At 70.6% G+C, this 22,610-nt stretch carries 19 protein-coding genes; 6 read left to right on the top strand and 13 right to left on the bottom strand.

All coding sequences use genetic code 11. The features are described 5' to 3' along the window. Window positions 1–12 precede the first annotated feature (12 nt). Window positions 13–1,944, top strand: a complete 1,932-nt coding sequence (locus AB0F91_RS18545; RefSeq protein WP_360598754.1) for a DUF6541 family protein — start codon at window positions 13–15, stop codon at window positions 1,942–1,944. Between the two features lie 142 nt (window positions 1,945–2,086). Here AB0F91_RS18545 and AB0F91_RS18540 read toward each other — a convergent pair whose 3' ends face one another. The 7 genes from AB0F91_RS18540 to AB0F91_RS18510 are packed head-to-tail and all read right to left on the bottom strand — an operon-like array spanning window position 2,087 to window position 8,555. After that, window positions 2,087–3,079, bottom strand: a complete 993-nt coding sequence (locus tag AB0F91_RS18540) for a lysylphosphatidylglycerol synthase transmembrane domain-containing protein (RefSeq protein WP_360598753.1) — start codon at window positions 3,077–3,079, stop codon at window positions 2,087–2,089. A gap of 43 nt (window positions 3,080–3,122) precedes the next feature. Next, on the bottom strand, window positions 3,123–4,367 hold the full coding sequence (locus AB0F91_RS18535) for an acyl-CoA reductase (protein ID WP_360598752.1): 1,245 nt from the start codon (window positions 4,365–4,367) through the stop codon (window positions 3,123–3,125). Further along, entirely contained in the window at window positions 4,364–5,416 is a 1,053-nt protein-coding gene (locus tag AB0F91_RS18530; protein ID WP_360598751.1) for an acyl-protein synthetase, read from the bottom strand. Before AB0F91_RS18530 ends, AB0F91_RS18535 begins: the two co-directional genes overlap by 4 nt. Beyond that, window positions 5,413–6,822, bottom strand: coding sequence for an AMP-binding protein (locus tag AB0F91_RS18525; RefSeq protein ID WP_360598750.1), 1,410 nt, complete (start codon window positions 6,820–6,822; stop codon window positions 5,413–5,415). The genes AB0F91_RS18530 and AB0F91_RS18525 overlap by 4 nt, the downstream gene beginning before the upstream one ends. Further along, on the bottom strand, window positions 6,819–7,550 hold the full coding sequence (locus AB0F91_RS18520; RefSeq protein ID WP_360598749.1) for a glucose 1-dehydrogenase: 732 nt from the start codon (window positions 7,548–7,550) through the stop codon (window positions 6,819–6,821). The genes AB0F91_RS18525 and AB0F91_RS18520 overlap by 4 nt, the downstream gene beginning before the upstream one ends. Beyond that, the gene (locus AB0F91_RS18515; RefSeq protein ID WP_360598748.1) at window positions 7,543–7,812 is read right to left on the bottom strand and encodes an acyl carrier protein; all 270 of its coding nucleotides are present in this window, start codon (window positions 7,810–7,812) and stop codon (window positions 7,543–7,545) included. The genes AB0F91_RS18520 and AB0F91_RS18515 overlap by 8 nt, the downstream gene beginning before the upstream one ends. A gap of 11 nt (window positions 7,813–7,823) precedes the next feature. Continuing rightward, window positions 7,824–8,555, bottom strand: coding sequence for a UDP-N-acetylglucosamine acyltransferase (locus AB0F91_RS18510; protein ID WP_360598747.1), 732 nt, complete (start codon window positions 8,553–8,555; stop codon window positions 7,824–7,826). Window positions 8,556–8,755: 200 nt separating this feature from the next. Between AB0F91_RS18510 and AB0F91_RS18505 the strand changes: the two genes are divergently transcribed. Together AB0F91_RS18505 and AB0F91_RS18500 are read left to right on the top strand one after the other, a co-directional pair. Continuing rightward, a complete protein-coding gene (locus AB0F91_RS18505) occupies window positions 8,756–9,862 on the top strand; it encodes a DegT/DnrJ/EryC1/StrS family aminotransferase (RefSeq protein WP_360598746.1) in 1,107 nt (368 codons plus the stop codon). After that, complete coding sequence (locus AB0F91_RS18500; RefSeq protein WP_360598745.1) at window positions 9,859–10,815, top strand: Gfo/Idh/MocA family oxidoreductase; 957 nt, start codon at window positions 9,859–9,861, stop codon at window positions 10,813–10,815. Before AB0F91_RS18505 ends, AB0F91_RS18500 begins: the two co-directional genes overlap by 4 nt. Here the strand turns inward: AB0F91_RS18500 and AB0F91_RS18495 are convergent, their stop codons facing one another. The 6 genes from AB0F91_RS18495 to AB0F91_RS18470 all read right to left on the bottom strand — a co-directional run bounded on the left by AB0F91_RS18495 (window position 10,816) and on the right by AB0F91_RS18470 (window position 16,180). Further along, window positions 10,816–11,586: a hypothetical protein gene (locus tag AB0F91_RS18495; RefSeq protein ID WP_360598744.1), complete on the bottom strand. Its 771-nt coding sequence runs from the start codon at window positions 11,584–11,586 to the stop codon at window positions 10,816–10,818. Beyond that, window positions 11,583–12,092 (bottom strand): SigE family RNA polymerase sigma factor, encoded by a 510-nt coding sequence (locus tag AB0F91_RS18490; protein WP_360598743.1) that lies wholly within the window; start codon window positions 12,090–12,092, stop codon window positions 11,583–11,585. The genes AB0F91_RS18495 and AB0F91_RS18490 overlap by 4 nt, the downstream gene beginning before the upstream one ends. Before the next feature lie 128 nt (window positions 12,093–12,220). Further along, window positions 12,221–12,835, bottom strand: a complete 615-nt coding sequence (locus tag AB0F91_RS18485) for an acyltransferase (RefSeq protein WP_360598742.1) — start codon at window positions 12,833–12,835, stop codon at window positions 12,221–12,223. Beyond that, window positions 12,822–14,018, bottom strand: coding sequence for a glycosyltransferase family 4 protein (locus tag AB0F91_RS18480; protein ID WP_360598741.1), 1,197 nt, complete (start codon window positions 14,016–14,018; stop codon window positions 12,822–12,824). The genes AB0F91_RS18485 and AB0F91_RS18480 overlap by 14 nt, the downstream gene beginning before the upstream one ends. 32 nt (window positions 14,019–14,050) lie before the next feature. Next, window positions 14,051–14,980, bottom strand: a complete 930-nt coding sequence (locus AB0F91_RS18475; protein WP_360598740.1) for an NAD-dependent epimerase/dehydratase family protein — start codon at window positions 14,978–14,980, stop codon at window positions 14,051–14,053. A 54-nt stretch (window positions 14,981–15,034) separates the two neighbouring features. Further along, window positions 15,035–16,180: a DegT/DnrJ/EryC1/StrS family aminotransferase gene (locus tag AB0F91_RS18470; protein ID WP_360598739.1), complete on the bottom strand. Its 1,146-nt coding sequence runs from the start codon at window positions 16,178–16,180 to the stop codon at window positions 15,035–15,037. A gap of 132 nt (window positions 16,181–16,312) precedes the next feature. Between AB0F91_RS18470 and AB0F91_RS18465 the strand changes: the two genes are divergently transcribed. The 3 genes from AB0F91_RS18465 (at window position 16,313) to lhgO (ending at window position 22,511) form a co-directional block, all read left to right on the top strand. Further along, entirely contained in the window at window positions 16,313–19,426 is a 3,114-nt protein-coding gene (locus tag AB0F91_RS18465) for a BTAD domain-containing putative transcriptional regulator (RefSeq protein WP_360598738.1), read from the top strand. Window positions 19,427–19,661: 235 nt separating this feature from the next. Continuing rightward, window positions 19,662–21,191 carry an MFS transporter gene (locus AB0F91_RS18460; protein ID WP_360598737.1) on the top strand — a complete coding sequence of 510 codons (1,530 nt, stop codon included), beginning with the start codon at window positions 19,662–19,664 and terminating at the stop codon, window positions 21,189–21,191. A 135-nt stretch (window positions 21,192–21,326) separates the two neighbouring features. Beyond that, window positions 21,327–22,511 carry an L-2-hydroxyglutarate oxidase gene (lhgO, locus tag AB0F91_RS18455; protein ID WP_360598736.1) on the top strand — a complete coding sequence of 395 codons (1,185 nt, stop codon included), beginning with the start codon at window positions 21,327–21,329 and terminating at the stop codon, window positions 22,509–22,511. The last annotated feature ends 99 nt before the right edge of the window (window positions 22,512–22,610 follow it).

Raw genomic sequence — 22,610 nt, 5'->3', positions numbered from 1 at the left:
CGAGGAAGTCCGTTGCCGAGCGAACCCACGCTGCTGTCCGATGTGGCGAGTCTCGCCGTCCTGCTGCTCGTGCTCGGCCTGCCCGGCGTGCTGACCGGCCTCGCCGCGGGCCTGCGCGGCTGGGTGCTCGCCGGACTCACACCGCTGCTGAGCTACGCGATCGGCGGCCTCGCGGGGCCCTGGACCGCGGCGATGGGGCTGCCGTTCAACACGCTCACGTTCTGCGTGACCACTGTGGTGTTCGTGGCTGTCGCGTTCGGACTGAGGCGGCTGACGGTGCGGCGGTGGCCGCCGGCGGCGGAACCGCGGGTGTGGTCCGCGCGCGGCCAGTGGGGTGTGATCGTGTGCCTGCTGCTGGCGACCGGGCTCGGGTTCTACGCCGCCCTGCGCGGCATGGGCCATCTCGGCGCGATCGCGCAGGGCGGCGACGCGCCGTACGCGGCCAACGGCGTGCGTTACATCGCCACCACCGGCGACGGCAGCCTGTTCGGCATGGGCACGCTCAACTGGTACGGCGACGCCCACCCGCCCTTCTACCCCAACGCGTACCACCTGCTCGCAGCCATCCAGTACTCGCTGACCGGTGAGTCGTCGATCCCGCTGACGCTCGACGTGAACACGGCGGTACTGCCCGGCCTGCTGGCGCTGTCGCTGGTCGTTTTGGTGCGCGAGTTCCGCGGCCGCGCGGTACTGGCCGGCGCCGTGGCGCTCGCGTCGGCGGCGCCGGTGATGAGCACGTACGAGTCGATGAGCCGCGGGCCGCTGTTCCCGTTCCTGCTGGGGCTGGCGTTGACGCCGCTGGCGGCCGTGGTGCTGCGGCGCTACCTGGAGCGCGTGGCGCCCGACACCGGGTTCCTGCTGGTCGCGGCCGCGGTCGGGCTGCTGTGCGTCCACTCGTCGACGCTGTTCGGCGCGATCCTGTTCGCCGGTCCGCTGCTGTTGCAACGCTGGTTCTCGCCGAGCCGGCGCTGGCACCGCTTCGGGCACGACCTACTCGCGCTACTGCCGATCGCGGTGGTCTCGTTGCTGGTGGCCTGGCTGCAACTGTTCGGCGCGCTCGGGCTGGCCAACGGCGATCTCCCGTACCTGGGCTGGCCGAGCGAGGGCCGCGCGACCAACGCGATCGGCGCGTTGCTGGGCTTCCAGCACTGGGAACCAAAGCCGCAGCTGTGGCTTTCCGCCGCGTTGCTGCTGGGCTTCATCTTCTTCCGGCGGCTCGGTGAGCTGCGGTGGATCGGCGTGACGGCGCTGATCACCGGACTCGCGTACGCCGCCGTGTCGTCGTCGAACTCGCCGCTGGTGATGGCGTTTTCGCGGCCGTGGTGGGACGACCCGTACCGGTTCATCTCGATGGCGATCGTGCCGCTGTCCTTCATCGCCGGCCACGGCGTGGCGTCGCTGCAGCAGTGGCTCGGCGAGCACCTGCCGCCGCGCGTGCCGTCGGTGATCCTGGCGGTGCTGGTGCTGCTGGGCTTCGTGGGCGCGACGAAGGGCCTCTACGCGACCACCAACGGCGACCGCCTCGCGCCCGGTTACCGCTCCGCCAACCCGCACGACCAGACCATCACGCCCGACGAGGAAGCCGCGATGGTCCAGCTCGGCCACCTCGCGGCCCCCGGCGAATGGGCGATGAACGACCGCTTCGACGGCACGGTCTGGACGTATGCCCTCACGGGCGTCCGCACCGTCGCCGCCCACGACGACGGCACCGAACCGCCGACCGACGCCCTGTACCTGGCCCGGCACTTCAAGGACTACGCGACGGACCCGGCCGTGCGTGCGGCTGTGAAGCGCTTGAACATCCACTGGGTGATCCAAGGTCGGCCGATGGCGCCGCCGAACCCGCCGTACGTGTCGCCGGGGCTGGTGGGGCTGGACGGATTGCCGTTCTTGGAGCAGGTGTACCGGAACTCGGATGCCGTGATTTACCGGTTGAAGGGCTGAACCGGCGGGTTTTTCAGCCGGTTGCGGTGTCGACCGCGGTCACCGGGGCCAATCCCGCACGCCGCCGCCCTGCGGTGGATCAAGGCCACCGTGACAGGACGGTAAGCGCTTACTGGCCTCGCCAGGCAGGACCAGCGGCGCGTCAGGCAGCCGCGACTGTGCGGCGGGTCGTTGCCCACGCGGCGCCTGCGGCGAAACCCGCCGTGAGGAGGTCCGCGACGGTGAACATGACGCGCGAGGCCACGGCGAAGGCTGTGGCCTGGCCGACGGTGAGGCCGCTGGCCGTGAGGACGGCGACCTGGGCCACCTCGCGGACGCCGATGCCGCTGGGCAGGATGAAGGCGAAGGTGCCGACGGTCATCGCGACGGCCATGGCGCCGACGCAGAGCACGAGGCCGTTGAAGCCCGGCGCGCCGACGGAATTGGCCAGGAGCCACAGGTGGACACCCTGCAGAACCCACGCGAGGGTCGAAGCGCCGAAGGCCTTGAGGACCACACCCCAGGTCAGGGGCCGTTCGAGGGGCGGGCGGCGGAGCAGGCGAAGCACCAGCGAGGTGCCCCACGTCAGCACGCGCGGGTGAAGCAGCGCCAAGCCGACCGGGATCAGCACGAACAGCCACATCGCGCGCGGGCTGTTACTGAATACCGCCGGCGCGGCCAGCAGCGACACGACCAGCGCGGACACGACGCCGACGCCCAGCTGGATCAGCGAGCCCGTGAAAATGCGGGCGCGCGCGAGGCCGGCCTTGCGCCCGAGCTCCATCTGCAGCAGGTACGCCCACACGGAACCCGGCACGTACTTGCCGAGCGAGCCGACCAGGCAGATCTGCGCGCCGCGGATGTAGCCGATGGGTTTGCCGAGGTCGTCGACCAGGACTTGCCAGCCCCAGGTCGACACCATGATCGCCAGGACCAGCGCGACGAGGCTGAGCACCGACGACTGCCAGGCCACATCGGACAACGTGTGCCAGAACTCGGTCCAGTTGTCGGTGAGCGCCTTGGCCGCGAAGGCCACCACGAGCACGATCGCGAGCCACCGCACCGCGTCGAGGATCTTGGCCTTGGTCGACTTCGCCGCCTTCTTCGACTTCGAGGGAACTGGAGAATCCTCCTCAGGCGTTCGAACGGTCGTCACTGACCAGACTCCTCACAACGCAGCACAGACTCGTCACCGCTGGTCAGGCTTGTACCGTGACCAGACGGCTGAACTCGGCAAGCAGATCGTAACCGTCCCAGACGCCCGCGAACGTCAAGGCAGAGCCGAACGGCACCACCCGATCGACACCGCGCCCGGCGAGCTCCGTCACGAACTCCACCAGCTCGTCGCGGGTAAATCCGAACTGGGCCACGGTCTGGTCCTTGCGCAGAACAAGCGGCACGAGTTCACCCAACGAGGCGACGTGCGCATTGGCGAAAGTGCCCGCCCCGAGCCACTCGCGCGGCATCACGGCGGCGTCGGTGAGCTCCAGCGTCGCGAGAGAATTTCCGTCGAACGAGATCGCGGACACGAGCCCGTCGACGGCCGCGCCGTAGGCCGACACGCGCTTCTGCACGGCCATCGCCGGCTCGGTCACGTGCTGCTTGGCCTCGAGCACCGACGCCAGCAGTGCCCGGAACTGCTCGCCCGCGGCCTTTGCGCCGGCCGCGTCGCCGACCCAGAACACCGCCCTCGGCGACGAGCACGCGGCCTGGTCGAACCAGTACGAGTCGTTGTAGAAGCCCTCGGCCGCGCCCCGCCGCTGCTCCGGCGTGGCCTCCTGCCAGCCGCGCACCGACGCGACGGCGAACGACGAGCGGTCCGGGAATGTCAAGTCACGCGCGTGCGGCGCCAGCGGGTACTTGCGCAGTGCGGCGACGGAACCGTCACCGCCCCAGATCACGCGCAGGTCGGCGGCCAGCGACAGCGCGCCGCTGACCTCGTCGCTGCGGTCGTAGGTGACCATGCGCTGGGTCGCGCGGATGATCGCGGCCGACTCCGGGGAGACGTCGTCGAGTGCCGCGTTCAGGGCTTCCAGCACGGCCTCGGCCGCGCCGGCCGAACGCGCCGACACACGCACCACGTTGGTGTTGCCCGCGAGCGCCGAAAGCGCCCACGAGTACACGAAGATCGTGTCGACGTTGGCCGGCGGCACGTGGAACACCAGCCCGCGCGGGAACCGCAGCGAGTCGCCGGACTTTTCCAAAGTGGACAGTGCCTTCGCCAGCTCTCCCTTGCGCAGGAAGAAACCCAGCGATGCCAGCTCCGGGTAACGCCGTGCGAGAGCGGGCGCGAGGAGCTTCCGCGCGAACTTGGTGACGAACTCGACCACCCGCGGGTCGCCGACGGTCAGCCGGCCACCCGGCGGTTCGGCCCGCACCTCGTCCAGCAGCGAACCGACCTCAACCGGCTCCGCAATCGGGAACCGCTGCTCAAGAGAAGTCACGCCGCAGCCCCCGAGAACGTGTCCGAACAACCCCGCGCCTCGGCCTTCGGCAGCCGCCCCAGCACCGAGAAGTGCTTGCCGGGCCAGTCCCCGTCGTCAATGCCGTTGTACACACCGAGGTCCTCGGTCAGCAGCACGTGGCCCGGGTACGAGCGCGGCAACGTCGAGACGACCTCGATCACGCCCGGCTTGCCCACCGGCTGCTCCTGCCACGTCTCCGGATCGCGGATGACGACGTCGGCGAAATCCGGGCAGTACAGGGAGTTCCCCGACGGTCCTTCGAGGAACACGGTGCCGATCTGCTCGATCATCCCGTAGTAGTTGTGGATCCGCGTGAGGCCGGTGTCCTCTTTGAACCGACGGCGGAACTCGGTGTTGTCCACCGCGCGGTCGATGAGCTTCTTCCAGCCACCGGAGTGGATGAGGATGCCGTTGGAGAGATCGAGCCCGTGGTCGCGCGCCACCTCGTACAGGTAGAGCCACACCATGAACGTGAACCCGAAGATCAGGAACGGTTTGTCCCCGTACTCGGCGAGGAACTTCTTCACGGCCTCGACGTCGGGCTTGTCGTCCTCGTCGAGCACGTAGGTGTGCTTGCGCCCGAAGTTGGCCATGCCCAGCACGCCGGCGCCCCGCGCGGAGAACGAGCGGCGGTTCTTGATGATGCCGATGGTGTCGACCATCAGCATCGGCAGCCGCTCGCCACCGAGAACTTCCTGCAGCGTCGCACCGAGCTGCTTGGTCTGCGCACCCGCCGCGTCCTTGTCCAGGTAGATGCGCGACGCGCCGGCGCCGGTCGTGCCCGAAGACGTGAGCGTCTTGAACACCTCGGCGTCGGGAATGGACTTGAGGTCGTGCGTTTTGAACATGCGCACCGGCAGCCACGGCAGGTCCGCGATCGTGGCGAACGGCGCGTTCGGCGCGATTCCGAGCGACGTCAGGATCCGGTCGTAGCCCTCGGACCTCGCGCGGTGGTGCGCGGTCAGCTCCGCGAGCTCGGGAAGCAGCTGCGCCTCCCGCTCGGCCTGCGAGCGCGTGAACACACTCATACCCGTCCTTCCAACGACCGGTAGTCGATCTTCCCGCTGGCCAGCAGCGGCACCGTGTCGATCGGCCGCACGTCGAACCCGCTGGTGTGCAGGTGCAGCCGCTCCGACAACGCGCGCGACGCGTCCTTGCAGATCGCCTTGGCGCCGTCGCCCTCGGGCAGCTCGGCGAACAGCACGACCTTGTCGCCCGCCGGCACGGCCGCCACCACGTCGATGCCGACCGCGGCCTGGCGCACGGCCTGCTCCAGGTCGTCGAGGCTCACGCGGTTGCCGAACACCTTGCCGATGCGCTTGAGCCGCCCGGTGATGAACAGGTACCCCTCTTCGTCGAGGTACCCGAGGTCGCCGGTGGCGAGCAGCCCGCCGCACTCGTCACCCGCGGCCAGGCCGGCCTCGTCGTCGGCGTAACCCATCATCACGTTGGGTCCGCGGTAGACGACCTCACCGACGATTTTGGGGTGCGTGGTCTCGACCCCGTCGTCGCGGCGGACGGAGAACGCGCCGCCGGGCAGCGCCGGGCCGGCGGAGCCGATCTTGTCGGCGAGACGCTCGGCGGGGACGGTGGTCATGCGCGGCGAGGCCTCGGTCTGGCCGTACATCACGTACATCCGGCCGCCGACCGCGCGCATCTTGTCGTTGAACTCGACCACGAGCTCGTCGCGCAGCTTGCCGCCGGCCTGCGTGAGCGTGCGCAACGTCGGGTACTTCGCGGGGTCGAACTTGAGGCGCCGCAACATTTCGTAGTGGTAGGGCACGCCGGACAGCGAGGTGATGCCGTACTCGTTCACCGCGTCCCAGAATCCGCGGCCGAGCACGCCGGACGCTTCTATCACCACGGTCGCGCCGCGCACGAGGTGCGAATTCAGCACCGATAGGCCGTAGCTGTAGTGCAGCGGCAGGCAGGTGGGGGCGACCTCGTCGGCGTCGACGCTCAGCACTTCGGCGATCGCCTCGGCGTTGGCGAGCAAACCGTTGCGCGACAGGCGGACGAGCTTGGGGTTGCCGGTCGAACCACTGGTCGGCAGCAGCACGGCGAGGTCGGGGTGCGGCTCCACGCCGTCGGCCGACTCACGCAGCCAGCTCTCGCCGGACGCCGTGTAGCCCTCGGGCGCCGGGGCGTCCGGCGCGGCCAGCACGGCGGCGGGCCGGAACCGCGTGATCAGGCCCGCGAGCACGTCGGCGTCGAGCGCCGGGTCGATCAGCGCCACCGCGCGGTGGGCCTCGACGGCGCCCAGGTACCGCAGCACACTCGCCAGGTCGACGGACATCCGCGCGAACAGCACACCCACCGGCAGCTCACCGAGCGCGGCCGCGACGCGCGCGACCTCCGTGTCCAGCTCGTCGCCCGCCAGCGTGCGGCCCCCGGCCGCGTCGACCAGCCGAGCACCCGCACCCCACAGCGTCACAGCACCAAGCCTCCGTCGATCCCCAGCACCTGTCCGGTGATGAACGCGGCGTCGTCGCTCACGAGGAACCGGATCGCCTTAGCCACGTCCTCGGCGGTCCCGAGCCGGCCCAGCGGCGTCTTCGCGACGTTGTCCGCCTTCGCGTCCTCGGACAGACCCGAGGTGAGGTCCGTCTCGATCACGCCGGGCGCCACCGCGTTCACGCGGATGCCCGAACGGCCGAGTTCCTTCGCGGCCGAGCGCGCGATGTTGGCCACCGCCGCCTTCGACGCCGCGTACACGGTCTGACCTGCGCTTCCGTACTGGCCCACCACGGAGGCGAGCACCACGATCGCGCCGGTTTTCTTGCGCATCATCGCCCGCGCCGCGGCCTGCACGGTGTGCAGCGTGCCGGCGACGTTGGTGGCCAGCGTGGTGTCGACCAGTTCCTCGCGGATCATGCCGAGGAGCGCGTCCTCCATGATCCCGGCGTTGGCGACCACGACGTCGAGCCTGCCGTGCTCCTTCGCGACCCCGCGGACGACCGTCGACACCGCCTTGGCGTCGGTGACGTCGAGCGCGAGGCCGGCCGCGGCACCCGCAGCTTCCGCGGCTTCATTCGCGCGGGCCTCGTCGCGACCGGTCAGGACCACCGTGGCGCCGGCCTCGACCAGGGCGCGCGCGGTGGCCAGGCCGATCCCGCGCGTACCGCCGGTCACCAGCGCGACGCGTCCGGTGAGATCAGTCATTCTTCGACTTCAGCTCGGTCACCATGTCCACGGCGACCTTGAAGCTCGACATGTCGATGACCTGGTCGGTGTCGAACTCGACGTCGAACTCGTCCTCGATGGCCGCGACCAGCGCCATGTGGCCGACCGAGTCCCACGCCTCGATGTCGCGGTACTTCAGGTTCTCGACGTCCACGTCACCGTCGAGGTCGAGCGCTTCGACGAAGACCTCGCGCAGCTTGGGGGCGACCGGCCCCGCAGCCTGAGCGTCAGACACAGCCATGTTCACTACTCCTAATGCTCGTCGCGCGGGCGGGCGTCCCACGCCTTGACCAAGGTAGAGAGGTCGCCGGGCAGGCGGTCGGCCAGCCCATCCTCCGGGAGGCCCGCCTTGCCCTTGAGCCACGGACCCAGGGCTTCGATCGTGGCCTCGTCCAGGCCGCGGCGGGACAATCCCACGACGTTCACGCCGGTGACGCGCGCCGGGTTGCCCACGGCGATCGTGAACGCGCCCACCTCGCGCCGCACGGCCGAGGCCATGCCGACCATCGCGCCGGGGCCGACCACGACCTTCTGGTGCAAGATCGCGCCCATGCCGAGGTTCGCACCGTCCCAGATGTGGCAGTGCCCGCCGGTGATCACGTTGGACGCGACGGTGACGCCGGAGCCGACCAGGCAGTCGTGGGCGATGTGGGAGCCGCGCAGGTAGTAACCGTCGTTGCCAAGGGTGGTGGTGCGCCAGGTGCCCTGGTGGACGGTCGCGTACTCGCGGATGCGGTTGCGGCTGCCGATCACCACGCCGTGGCCGTCGGCGTCCGCGTCGCCGGTCGGCGCGGTGTCCCACGCAGCGGGGTGGTCACGCCCACGGTCCTCGCCCGGCGTGCCGATGGTCACGTGCGGGCCGATCCAGTTGCCGTCGCCGATCCTGGTCGGGCCGACGATCACCGTGTACGGTCCGATGACGTTGTCGTCGCCGAGCTCGACGGCTTCGCCGATGACTGCGGTGGGGTGGATCCGGTTGGCCACGCTGGTGATCCGTTCCGTTTCGTAAGCCGCCGTCGGGTCCGAGCGGCCTGGGGTCTGAGGCAGGCGGCGGCGCCCGGTAACGTGTGGCCCGCGTTCACGCAGGGCGGCCGGGCGCAGAACCGGCGGCTCTCCGGCCTCGCGGCCTGAGCGCACTGCACTGTACCGGACGCATCGAAATCGCCTGCCGAGAGAGACTGCCGATGATCCCCATTACCGTGGTCGACGTCCGTGACGCGGAAGACCTCGTCGTCGAGGTGCTGCGATCCGGCGCCATCGCACAGGGGCCGATGGTCAAGCGCTTCGAGGACGCCTTCGCGCACGTCGCGGGCACGAAGCACGCCATCGCCGTGAACAACGGCACCACCGCGTTGGTCGCCTCACTGCAGGCGCTGGACCTGACACCGGGTGACGAGGTGATCACCTCGCCGTTCACGTTCGTCGCGACCCTGAACGCCATCCTCGAGGCCGGCGCCACCGTCCGGTTCGCCGACATCCGGCGCGACGACTTCGCGATCGACCCGGACGCCGTGGGCGCGGCCATCACCGACCGCACCAAGGTCCTGATGCCGGTGCACCTCTACGGCCAGACGGCGGACATGGGCAAGCTCGCCCCGCTCGCCGCCGAGCGCGAGCTGCGGATCATCGAGGACTCGGCCCAGGCGGTCGGCGCGTCGTTCGAGGGCCGCGCCGCCGGCTCGTACGGCATCGGCTGCTTCTCGCTGTACGCGACGAAGAACGTGACCACCGCCGAGGGCGGCGTGATCACCACCGACGACGACATGCTGGCCGACAAGCTACGCGTGCTGCGCAACCAGGGCATGCGCGCCCGCTACCAGTACGAGATGGCCGGCCACAACTACCGGATGACGGACCTGCACGCGGCCGTCGGCATCCCGCAGCTGGAGAAGCTCGACCAGCTCACCGCGGCCCGCCAGGCCAACGCGAAGCGGCTCTCGGAGGGGCTGGCCGGCACGCCGGGCCTCGACGTCCCGCAGGTCCTGCCCGGGCGCGAGCACGTGTGGCACCAGTACACCGTGCTTGTCGGCCCGCACGCGATGCTCTCGCGCGACGAGCTGGCCACCGCGCTCACCGAGCGCGGCATCGGCAACGGGATCTACTACCCCAAGATCGTGTTCGACTACGACTGCTACCGCGCTCACCCGCTGATCCCGGGCGCCGACGTGACCGACTTCCCGGTGGCCTCGGCCGTCGCGGCGCAGGCGCTTTCGCTGCCGGTGCACCCGCACCTGACCGACGAGCAGCTCGACAAGATCATCGAAACGGTTCGCGAGGTGCTCGGCGCATGACCCATCGCATCGCCCTGATCGGCACGGGCAACATGGGTTCGCTGCACGCCCGCGTACTGGCGGCCAACGAGCGCGTGGACCTCGTCCGCGTGATCGACCCGCGTGAGGAAGCCGGCCGCGCCGTCGCCGAGCGCTACGAGACGCAGTGGACGCCCGAGCTCGGCTCACTGTCCGATGTGGACGCCGTGGTGCTCGCATCGGCCACCGAGGTGCACTACGACCTCGCGCAGGAGATCCTCGGCCAGGGCAAACCGATGCTCGTCGAGAAGCCCGTGTGCAACAGCCTCGAGCTGTCGCAGGAGATCGTGGCGCTCTCGGAGCAGAAGGACGTACCGCTGATGTGCGGCCTGCTCGAGCGCTACAACCCGGCCGTGATGACGGCGCGGGCGCTCGTCAACGAGCCGGTGCACCTCATGGCGCGCCGCCACGGCCCGTACGCGCCGCGCATCAAGACCGGCGTCGCGTGGGACCTGCTGGTGCACGACGTCGATCTGGCGATCCAGTTCTTCGGTGGCGCCACGCCGGCCCGTGTCACCTCGGGTGCCGGGTACTTCCACCCGTCGTCGGTGGAAGGCGCGGAGGACACCATCGAGACGGTGCTGTCGTTCCCCACCGGCCTGGCCACGGTGTCGGCTTCGCGGCTGGGGCAGAAGAAGGTGCGGTCGCTGGTCGTGTCCGAACTGGACCGGCTGATCGAGATCGACCTGCTGCGCCGCGACGTGACGATCTACCGCCACGTGTCGCACGACTCCGTGACGCCGGACGGCCTCGGCTATCGGCAGCAGACGGTGATCGAGATCCCGGAGCTGGTCACCGCACGTGAGCCGCTGGCGACACAGCTGGACCGGTTCCTGGACCTGCTCGAAGGCAAGATCGACGCCGACGTGGAGCGCGACCTGATCCTGCCCTCGCACCACGTGGTGGCGCAGGTGCTCACGCAGGCCGCAGCCTGATCACTTCGTGAGGCGGGTGCCGTCCTTGCCGTACGCGACCAACGGGGTCAGTACGGCGGGGTCGGGCACTTCGCGCTCGTCGAACCAGAACACGACCACGCTGGGGTCCACGCTCCACAACGCCGTCTGCGCCTGCACGGGCTTGCCCTGCACGGTGCTGACGATCTTCACGGCAGGGCCGGCGAAGTAGCCGTACACGGGGACCCAGGCGCCGCCGGCCTCGATGCCGCCCGCGGTGGCGTGGAAGCCGAACGAGCGGTCGGCGCCGCTGATCTCGTTGCTGGCGTAGAGCGACAGGTAGCCGCTCTTGGTGTGGATCGCGGCCATGATGCCGAAGTGGACGTCGGGCAGAGCCGTGTTGTCGTCGATTTTGGTCGCGTAGAAGACGAGTTCGCCGCCGGCGGTCTTGTTGCCGGTGTGGATGACGTCGCCGTAGGGCTGGGTCGCCGACTTCGGCAGCTGGTGGCTCGCCGACGACGGCGGTGGCGAGGTGGCCGGCGGGGCGCCGTCCGACGCGACCGGGGCGCTGGTCGTGGGAGCAGGCGGTGCGGCGACGGGCACCTGCGTCGGCTCGGCCGGCGTACGCAGGGCGACGGCGCCGAACACGATCCCGACGACGGCAGCCACCGCCGCGGCCGCCCCCGCGCCCGTGGCGATCCTCCGGCGGCGGATGCGGCGGCCGTCGGTGATGATGCGGTCCAGGTCGGGCGCGGCGAACGGCTGGTCGGGCTGTTCGCGCAACGCGGCGCGCAGCTTGTCGAGGTCGTTCACCGCCCGCTCCCTCCGATCAGCACGTCTTCCGGCCCGGCGGCCACCCGCAGCTTCGCGAGCGCCCGCGAGTTCGTGCTCTTGACGGTACCCACCGACACGCCCAGTTCATCGGCGACCGCCTGTTCCGGCAGGTCGAAGAAGTGCCTGAGCACCACCACGGCTCGCTCGCGGCCCGTCAGCCGCGCCAGCGCGGACGTCAGCCACTCGCGCTGCGTCACGGCCTGCGCGACGTCCTGGCTCGTCGGCCGCTCGGGCACTTCTTCGGAGGCGTACTCGCGCAACGGGCGGCGCCAACCGTCGATCACGTGGTTGATCAGCACTGTCCGGGCGTACGCGTAGGCATCGTTGCGGCGCACGCGCGACCAGGCGGCGTACGTGCGGGTGAAGGCGGTTTGGGCAGCGTCCTGGGCCTGATGGCGGTCGCCGGTCAGCAGGTACGCCGCGTGTGTGAGCCGGTTCGACGAGGCCTGCACGAACTCGACGAACTCGTCGTCACTGCGCGCCACCCGCGTACCCCCGATCTCCACGTCTACGGGACGGCTGGGTGCGACGGAGGTTGTCCCGAGGACGGCTCGGCCCGATCAACGCTACCTCGAAAATCGGTGGCGTGGCCCGGCGTTGGCTCGAAGGAGTGTTACTCCGTGAAATCGCCCGCCGGGGAGCCCCAGCCGGAGGGGTCGTCGGAAAGGGCGCGGCGGCGGGCGTTCTCCGCCTGAACGCGCTCCACTTCGGACTGGATGTACTCCTCGTCGTAGCGCTGGAAGACGCGCGCGGGGTTGCCTGCCACCAGGGTGCGCGGCGGCACGTCCTTGGCCACCACCGAGTTGGGCTGCACGGTGGCGAAGTCGCCGATCGTCACGCCGGCCATGATGACGACCAGACCGCCGATGAAGCAGCCCTTGCCGATCTTCACGGGCTTGCGCTCGATGAGGTCGCTGCCGGAGTGGTTCTGCAGCGTCATGTTCGCGAGCCAGCTCGAGTGCGTGAAGATGAGCGTGTTGAGGCCGATGCTGGTGTGCTCGCCGATCTCCAGGCCGCCGCTCGCGTCGAGCGCCGCGCCTTCGCCGATCCAGCAGTGCTCGCCCATCGTGAGGTTCTCGGGGCTGATGATCTTCACGCGCTCACGCACGCGGCACGTCGAAGGCAGCCCGTAGAACGCCGCCCGCTCGGCGTCGTTCATGTACTGCGCAACGAGGTCGTTCAGGATCATCGGCCGCAGACGGTTGCTGCGGTCGTCATCGAAGAACATCGTCGTCCGCCACCATCTTCGTGAACACGCGCAGGTGTTCCTCGGCCACCACGTCGAGGCCGAAGTTGGCCCGGACCATGGCGCTTTCCCGTTGCGCGATCCGCTCGCGCAGCTCCGGGTCGTCGAGCAGCGACAGCACGGTCTCCTGCACCGCCGCGGCGTCGTCCGGGCGCACCAGCAAGATGTTCTCGCCGTTGCGCAGCTCGATGCCCGGGTAGTTGTCCTCCGTGACCGAAGCGATGGTCGCCGTTCCGGACAGCATCGCCTCGAGCGAGGCAGTGCCGCAGCCGCCGTTGAGGTCGTGGGTCACGATGTCCGCGGCCGCGAAGTACGCCGGCACGTCCTCCTTCGGCACCGCGCCCGTCACGACCAGGGCGTCGGCCACACCGAGCTCTTCGGCGCGCTTGAGGAACGCGTCGTGGTAAACGCGCCCGACGATCACCACGCGCACGCCCGGGTGCCGCTCGAGGATCGCGGGCAGCGACTCGATCAGCGGCAGACGGTTGCGCAGCGGGATCACGTGGCCGAGCGAGACGATCAGCGGCGCGTCGCCCAGCTCGAGCTCCGCGCGCACGTCCTTGGTCACCGGCTTCTCGAAGTGCCCCGTGTCCACGGCGATCGGGAAGTACTCGGAGTTCGCGTCGCTCGTGCCGTAGCGCTCGACGCAGTAGTCCACGCCGAGCTTGTCGAGGATGACGTAGCGCGGGCGGATGTATTTCAACACCGGCTTGACCAGCACCGCGTCGAGCATCCGGAACACGCGCGAGTACAGCTTGTTCTCGCTGATCAGGAGCGTGTGAATGGTCAGCAGCACGGGAAGCTTGTGACGCCGCGCGTAGAACCCGGCCAGCCACGACAGGTCGAAGAACTGGCCGTGCAGGTGCACCGCGTCGGGCTTGAACTCGTCCAGCAGCTTCCACAGCCGCCGCCAGTTGCCCGGCTTGAGCGACGCGAAGCTCAGGTCGAAGTCGATCGACAGACCGAGCTGCGGCATCTTCGCCGCGGGCAGCCGCACGATGCGGTAGCCGTCGCGCTGCTCGTCGGCCGGCGCGTCGCCGTACGCCGCCGTGATCGCCAGAACCTGGTGGCCGGCCGCCACGTACTCACCCGCGAGCGACGCCGACATGTGGGCGCTGCCGCCCACACGGGGCGGGAAGAAGTTGTTCACCACCGCGATGCGCATCGCACGTCCTTGGGCTGGGCCCGCGGTGGCATTCACCCGGCGTCCCTGACCAGCGCCCGCATGCCCTCTTCGACGGTGATGGTCGGCTCCCAGCCGAGCATCTCCCGCGCCCGCGTGATGTCCGCGGCCCGGCGCGACACCAGCACGTCACGCTCGTTGAACTGCGGCTGCACGTCGACGCCGACGGCCTCGATGAGGATCTTCGCGAGCGTAGCGATGGACGTGTCCACACCCGTGCCGATGTTGATCGGCTTGTTCGACTGCTCCGACTCAAGCGCGGCCACGACCGAGCGGGCCAGGTCCGACACGTGCACGAAGTCCATCGACTGGTCGCCGCGCCCGTCGATGATCGGCGGCCGGCCGGCGCGCAGGCGCTGGATGAAGTGGTTGATCACCGACGTGTAGTAGGCCTCGATCTTCTGGCCCGGGCCGTACACGTTGAAGAAGCGCAGCGCGTTCCAGGACAGGCCCTTGGTGCGCTCGTAGAAGCCCAGCAGGTCCTCGCCGGCGCGCTTGGAGATGCAGTACGGCGTGAGCGGGCGCAGCTCGTCGTCCTCGTGCATCGGCAGGCGCTTGGGCTCGCCGTAGACCGAAGCGGTGGACGCGAACACCAAGCGCTCGACACCCTCGTCGGCGGCCGCGGCGAACACGTTGTGGTTGCCGGTCATGTTGATGTCGATCGACTCGTGCGGGTCGGCGATCGACTTGTTGATCGAGACCGTGGCGAAGTGGATCACGTGCGAGCAGCCGCGGATGGCCTCGCGCACGGCGCCGCCGTAGCGCACGTCCTTCTCGACCAGCTCGACCTTGCCGGTGGCCACGAAGTCGTTCACGCGAGCCCGGTCGCCACGGGTCATGTTGTCGAAGATGCGGACGGTGTACCCGCCGTCCAGCAGCAGCGGGATGACGTGCGCGGCGATGAACCCACCGCCGCCGGTGAAGAACACCTTCTTCTCGGACATGGTCGCGGTCTCTCCTCGGTCGGCGGTGTCTTCGGCGGTCACGGTCTTCGGACGTCAGATGAGGGCGTTGACGGCTTCGCGCACGGTCGTCACCACGCGGTCCACCTCGGCCTCGGTCAGCTCCGCGTGCATCGGGATCGCCAGCTGCCGACGGAACGCGTCAGCCGAGACGGGCAGCGGCCGCTGCCCGCCGTACACCGGCTGCAGGTGAGAAGCGTACGTCCCGAAGTTGCACTGCACGCCCTGTTCGCGGATGCGCAGCGCCAGCGCGTCACGGCTGACCTCCGGCGCGACGGTGAGCAGGTAGGCCTGCCACGGGTGCTCGCGGTCGGGCAGCTCGGCGGGCACGGTCAGCGCGTCGACGTCGGCGAACGCCTCGTGGTAGCGCTTGGCGACCGCGCGGCGGGCGGCGAGCAGGTCGGGTAGCCGGTCGAGCTGCACACCCATGATGGCGGCCTGGATGTCCGACAGGCGGAAGTTCCAGCCCAGCTCGTGGAACTCGGGGATCGGCAGTGTGCCCGAGCCCTCGCGGCTGATGGCCGGCTCGATGCCGTAGGTGTGCATCTTGCGGGCGTGGGCGATGAGGTCTTCGCGGTTCGAGACGAGTGCGCCGCCCTCGCCCGCGGTGATGCCCTTGCGGCCGTGGAAGGAGAACGCGGCGAGGTCGGCGAGGCTGCCGGCCGGGCGCGTCTTGTAGGTGGCGCCGGCCGAGCAGGCGGCGTCCTCGAACAGCCACAGGCCGTGCTGGTCGGCGATGGCGCGGTACTCGTCGAAGTCGCCCGGCAGACCGGCGACGTCCACGGCGAGGATGCCGACCGTGCGCGGCGTGATCAGGGCTTCGATCGCGGCCGGGTCGGCGCTGAAGATGTCGGGCCGGATGTCGGCGAACACGGGCATCGCGCCGGCCTGCAGCACGGCGTGGCCGGTGGCGGGGAACGTGTAGTCGCCGACGATGACCTCGTCGCCCGGCTGCACACCCAGCACCTTGAGGCCGAGGAACAGCGCGGCGCCGCAGCTGCTGGTGGTCAGGGCGTGCGTGGTGCCCGTGGTCTGCGCGAACCGCTCCTCGAAGCGGCGGCACGCGGGACCGGCGCCGGCGAGCCAGCCCGAACGGAACACCTCGGCGACCGCCGCCAGCTCCTCCTCGCCGACCGTCGGCTTCCCGAGCAGCACCGGTTGGTCGGCCGGTTGTCCAGACATCCCCACTCCTTGTTCCTCGCGCCACGACACGTTGCGCAAGCTCGCTCCGAAGTGTAGAGACGCGCTCCGCCGAGCGGGGCGTGGGGACGAAACCTGCCGGTGACGGGCGGCCGGAGCGCCTAGCCTTGCCGCATGCGGATCGGGGTTCTGGGGACGGTCACGGCGTGGGACGCGGCGGGTGACCCGGTCGCCGTCGGGGGTCCCCGGGTGCGGGCGCTGCTGGCGCAGCTCGCGCTGGAGGCGGGCCGGTTCGTGCCGGCGGAGCGGCTGATCGACGGCCTGTACGGCGAGGAGCCGCCGGACGGCGCGGCCAATGCGCTGCAGTCGCAGGTGTCGCGGCTGCGCGGCGCGCTGAAGACGGTGGCGCCGGTGGAGTTCACGGGCGCGGGCTACCGGCTCGTGGTGGAACCCGACGAGGTCGACGTGCACCGCTTCGAGCGGCTGGCGGGAGACGGGCGGCGCGAGCTCGCGGCGGCCGACGCCACGCGCGCGAGCGACCTGCTCGGTGAAGCTTTGGCGTTGTGGCGCGGGCCGGCGTTCGCCGACGTGACCGAAGCGCCCTTCGCGGCGACGCAGGCAACCCGTCTCGAAGAACTGCGTGCCGATGTGGCCGCAGATCGCGTCGACGCCGAGATCACGCTCGGCCGCGCGACGGAGGTGCTCGACGAGCTGCGGGCGGCCGTCGTCGCCGCGCCCCTGCGCGAACGGTCGCGCGCCCAGCTCGTGCGCGCACTGCACGCGGCGGGCCGCTCGGCCGAGGCACTGGCGGCCTTCGAGGACGCGCGGCGCACGTTGGCCGACGAGCTGGGCGCCGACCCCGGACCCGAGCTGGCCGAGGCGCACCTGGCGGCGCTGCGGAGTGAACCGTCCGCCGCGTCTTCGCCGTTGCCCGCGCAGCTGACCAGCTTCGTCGGCCGCGACGGCGAGCTGCGGCAGGTCGGCGAGCTGCTGCGGCGCGCGCGCCTGGTGACGTTGCTGGGTCCCGGCGGCACGGGCAAGACGCGGCTGGCCGTGGAAGTCGCGTCGGCTCATGCCGCGCCGGCGGCGCTCGTGGAGCTGGCGCCGCACGTCGCCCACGACGTGGGGCAGGCCGTGCTCAGCGCGTTGGGGCTGCGCGAAGGCGCTTCGCCGCTGCGGGGTTCGGGGGTGCAGGACCCGATCGAACGGCTGGTGTCGGCGTTGCGCGACCAATCGACGTTGCTGGTACTGGACAACTGCGAGCACGTCGTCGACGCGGCCGCGCGGCTGCTCGCGCGCCTGCTGCCCGCGTGTCCCGGCCTGCGCGTGCTCGCGACCAGCCGGGAGCCGCTCGGCATCACCGGTGAGCAGCTGGCGCCGGTGCCACGGCTCGCGGTGCCGCCGCCGGGCACGCCCGCGGCCGAGGCACTGGGGTTCCCGGCCGTGCGGTTGTTCGCCGACCGCGCGGCCGCGAGCGACCCGGCGTTCCGCGTGGACGACGACACGATCGGCGACGTCCAGCACATCTGCGCCGCGCTCGACGGCCTGCCGCTCGCGCTGGAGCTGGCGGCGGCGCGCGTGCGGACGCTGCCCGTCGGCGAGATCGCCGCCCGGCTGGACAACCGCTTCCACCTGCTCGCGCGCGGCAGCCGCACGGCGGAGACGCGGCACCGTTCGCTGCGCGGTGTCGTGGAGTGGAGCTGGGAGCTGCTGGACGACGACGAACGCCGGCTCGCGCGGCGGCTCACGGTGTTCTCCGGCGGGGCGACGCTGGGTCTTGCCGAGCAGGTGTGCGAGGTGCCGGACACCGTCGACCTGTTGCCGGGTCTGGCGGACAAGTCACTGGTCGAGACCACGGGTGACCGCTACCGCATGCTGGAGACGATCCGTGCGTTCTGCGCCGAGAAGCTCGCGGGCGCGGGCGAAACGGCGCGGTTCGAGGCGGCACACGCTTCGGCCTTCCTGCAGCTGGCCGAGGAAGCCGACCCGTTCCTGCGCACCGCCGACCAGCTGCGCTGGCTCGACCGGCTCGACGCCGAGTACGACAACCTCGTCGCCGCGCTGCGCTGGTCGACGGACGCGGACCTGCCCACGGCGTTGCGGCTGACGGCCGCGCTGGCCACGTACTGGTGGATGCGCGGCCGGCGCTACGAGGGCGCGATGCTGTCGCTGGAAGTCGTGAAACGCTGCGGCCCGATTGCTCCCGAGGGATACGAGGAGCAGTTCCTGATGTGCGTGCTCAACGCGATGTCCGGCGCCCCGGGCCACGACGCCACTCTGCCATACCAGTCCACAGTGGAGCATTACGCGCAAGACATGTCCTGGGCGCCAAGGCATCCGACGCTGAGCCTGCTGCTGGGCGTGGTGATCGGCCCACCGTCCGACGAGGAGGCGCTCTTCACCCGCAGCAGCATCATGGCCGGCGGCGACCCGTGGAACAGCGCGCTCGTCCCCATGGGCACGGGCCTGCGCGCGATGCTCACCGGCGACCTCGACGAGGCCGAGAAGAAGCTGCGCGAGGGCGAGTCCCGCTACCGCGCCCTCGGTGAGCGCTGGGGCCTGTCGATGTCGCTCGACCACCTGTCGCAGCTGCTCACGTGGCGCGGCCGCTGGGACGAGGCCATGGCCGCGATGACCGAGTCCATGGACCTCATGCAGCAACTCGGTGCGGCCGACGACTACGCCGACCTGCTCTGCCGCCGCGCGGACAGCCGCGCCCTCCGCGGCGACGTCGCGGGCGCACGCGAGGACTATTCGAAGGTGATCGCGCTGGCCCGCCGCTCGGGGATGCCGGAGACGCGCGCTTCGGGTTACGTCGGTCTGGCGGCGTTGGCGCGCCGGGACGGCGACTTGGCGGCGGCTCGTTCACTGGCGGAACGCGCATTGGCGGAGTGCACCAGCGGCTCTTTCTCGGTCGCCACGGTCCGCGGGGCTGCGACGATCGCGCTGGGCTGGGTTTCCGTCGCCTCGGGCCACCCTTCGCAAGCCCGCGCGCTCATGCGCGAAGCCGTGGCGGCGGCGCACCAGTGGCAGGACAGCACCGTGCTGGCCTCGGCCCTGGAGTGCGTCGCGGGCGCCGCGCTGCTGGAGGACCACGCCGAGGAAGCCGCCATACTGCTCGGCGCCGCCGTCGCCGCGCGCGGCACGGAGGTCGCCGGCCAGCCGGACGTCGCCGAGGTGGCCGACCGCGCTCGCGCCCTGCTGGGCCCGGATTACGACGGGTACTACGCCAGCGGACGGGAGCTGACGGTGCAGAAGGCCCTGACGGCGGCGGGGATCGCTCCGTAGGCAGCTCGCGGGGCCGGGACCCGGATCCCCCCACCTTGTGGCTGCCCGCCACTCGAAACCTCCGGTGACGATGGCGTGAACCAGCCTCGCGGGCTCGCACGGCACCGAGGATCCGTTCTCCGTCGACCTGCCGCACCGCACTGACCTGCACTGTCAGCCGTGGTCGTCGTTCGTGCGCGGGTCGTCAGCGGGGCCCCGCAGCGTAAGGGCCAGGAGCGAACCACGGAGGCCCACCATGACGATCACCGCAGCGCCCACCAGTCCGGCCGGAACGCTGACGCCGGCGCGCAAAGCCGCCATCATCAGCGTCTGCGTGCTCGTGCAGATCCTCACGGCCGTCGACATGACAGTGCTCCACCTGGCGATCCCGGCGTTGTCCGAGTCGTTGCAGCCGACGACCACGCAGGCGCTCTGGATCGCCGACGGGTACGGGTTCGCGTTGGCCGGACTGCTCATCACGGCGGGGAACATCGGCGACCGCATCGGACGAAAGAAGGTGTTGCTCGCGGGCGCGGCTTTGTTCGGACTGGTCTCGGTGGCCACGGCGTACGCGCCGAGTGCGGAGCTGCTCATCGTGCTGCGGATCTTGCTCGGGGCGAGCGCGGCGACGCTCATGCCGTCGACGCTGTCGATCCTGCGCAACACCTTCACCGGCAAGGAACGCGCGGCGGCGATCGGCGTGTCGAGCGGGCTGACGATCCTCGGGTTCGGTCTCGGCCCGCTCATCGGCGGCGCGCTGCTGAGCCACTTCTGGTGGGGTTCGGTGTTCCTGATCAACGTGCCCGTGGTCGTGGTGCTGATCGCGGTCGGCCTCTTCGTGCTGCCGGAATCGCGCAATCCCGTGCCCGGGCGGTTGGACGGCTTCAGTGTCGCGCTGTCGCTCGTGGGCATCCTCGGCCTGGTCTACACCATCAAGGAGATCGCGTACGAGGGCCTGGGCGACTGGGACGTCTACGCGGCGGCGATCCTCGGCGGCGGCAGCCTGCTCGCGTTCGTGCTGCGCCAGCCGCGGCTGGCCGAGCCGCTGATGGACCTGCGGCTGTTTCACAACCGCGCGTTCTCCGCGACGGTCGTGACCACCGTGCTCGCCATGTTCGCGCAGCTGGCTGTGAGTGTAATCTCCACGCAGTACTTCCAGCTCGTCAACGGGTGGTCGCCCCTGAAGTCGGGGCTGGCGGGCCTGCCCGGCATGGGCGGCGCCCTGATCGGCGGCACGCTCGGCGCCGTGCTGATCAAGCGGCTCGGCCGCGCCGGCACGGTCACGCTCGGTTGTCTGTCCTCGGCGATCGGGTTCGCGCTCTACAGCCGGACGGACGTCGGCACGGCGTATGCGTACCTCGTGGTGACGATGGTGGTCTTCGGCATCGGTCTCGCGCTGATCCTCACCGTCGCGACGGACACCGTGCTCGGCGTGGTCCCCCGGCACCGCGCCGGCGCCGCGTCGGCCATCTCCGAGACGGCCACGGAGCTCGGCGGCGCGCTGGGCATCGCGGTGCTCGGCAGCGTGCTCGGCTCGCTCTACCGCCAGGGCCTGCCCGCGGACGTCCCGGCGCCGGCCCGCGAGACGCTGGCCGGCGCCGCGCAGGTGTCCGCGCAGCTCCCGGCCGGTCCCGGAGCGCAGCTCCTGCACACCGCGCAGCACGCGTTCACCGGCGGGCTGCAGGTGACGATGCTCGGCGCCGCGGGCCTGATGCTGCTGGTAGCGGGCGTGGCGTGGTTCGCGCTGCGCGGGGTGCCGAAGGTGCTCGAAGATCCGGTGGAGTGACCACGCTGGTCCGGAGTGGGCGGAAGTCCACTCCGGACCAGCGTTCGTCAACGGGTCACCTGACCCGTGAAAAACCGCACTTCAGACCAGTTGGGTCTACGCAACCGACGCCCAGGTCGCGTAGCCTTTCCGTCCGTGCGCAACGTGGCGGTGATCGGTGGCGGAATAGTCGGCTTGGCCGTGGCCTGGGAGCTTTCCCGGCGGGGGCAGGACGTCACAGTGCTCGAGAAGGAGAGCCGCTGGGCGGCGCACCAGACGGGGCACAACTCCAACGTGGTCCACGCCGGCCTCTACTACAAGCCGGGCTCGTTCAAGGCGCGGATGTCCGTGGCCGGCAATCGGTCCATTGTGGACTTCGCGCGGCAGTACGGCGTGCCCGTGGAGGTGTGCGGGAAACTCGTGGTCGCCACGAGCGAGGCGGAGCTGCCGGCCCTGAACATCCTCGCCGAGCGCGCCGAGGCCAACGGCGTGCCGGCCAAGAAGGTCACCCCCGCCGAGGCGCGCGAGTACGAGCCCGAGGTGACGTGCGTCGGCGCGCTGCGCGTGGAGTCCACGGGCATCATCGACTTCCCGGCCGTCTGCGCCGCCCTGGTGCGCCTGCTCGACGAGGCCGACGCCGACCTGCGGCTCGACACTGAGGTGCTCGGCATCCGCCCCGGCGCCCACGGTGGCGTCGAGGTCGCCACCGGCACGGAGGTCATCCACGCCGACGCGCTCGTGAACTGCGCCGGTCTGCAGTCCGACCGCGTGGCCGAGCTGGCCGGCGTCACCCCGAGCGCGCGCATCGTGCCCTTCCGCGGCGAGTACTACGAGCTCAAGCCCGAGCGCCGCCACCTCGTGCGCGGTCTCATCTACCCCGTGCCCGACCCGACGCTGCCGTTCCTCGGCGTGCACCTCACGCGGATGCTCGACGGCAGCGTGCACGCCGGCCCCAACGCCGTGCTCGCGCTGCGCCGCGAGGGCTACCGCTGGGCCGACGTGTCGGTGAAGGACCTCGCCGACGTCGCCCGCTTCCCCGGCGCGTGGCGGCTGGCGCGCAAGTACGCGTACCCGACCGGGCTGGAAGAAGTGCTGCGCTCGTTCTCGAAGAAGCGCTTCGCCGCGAGCCTCGCCCGGCTCGTGCCCGCCGTGACGGAGGACGACATCGTTCGCCACGGCTCCGGCGTACGCGCCCAGGCGCTGCGCCCGGACGGCTCGCTCGTGGACGACTTCCTCATCGAAACCGCTCGCGACCAGGTCCATGTGCTCAACGCCCCGAGCCCCGCGGCGACGAGCGCGCTGGAGATCGCGAAGCACATCGCCGACCAGGTAGCGGCGTAACCAGCACAAACACGTTCGCTGAAAGTTTTTGGGATTTCCGTGAACCGTCCGGCCCCCTCGTTCCGTGTGTTGGCCGCACGCGGAAGATCACGCTGGAGG

It is taken from the genome of Amycolatopsis sp. NPDC023774, from assembly GCF_040639695.1.
In the GTDB taxonomy this organism is placed as follows: domain Bacteria; phylum Actinomycetota; class Actinomycetes; order Mycobacteriales; family Pseudonocardiaceae; genus Amycolatopsis.
The sequence above is the reverse complement of the archived record's forward strand: the minus strand, read 5'-3'. Positions and strand labels throughout refer to the sequence as shown.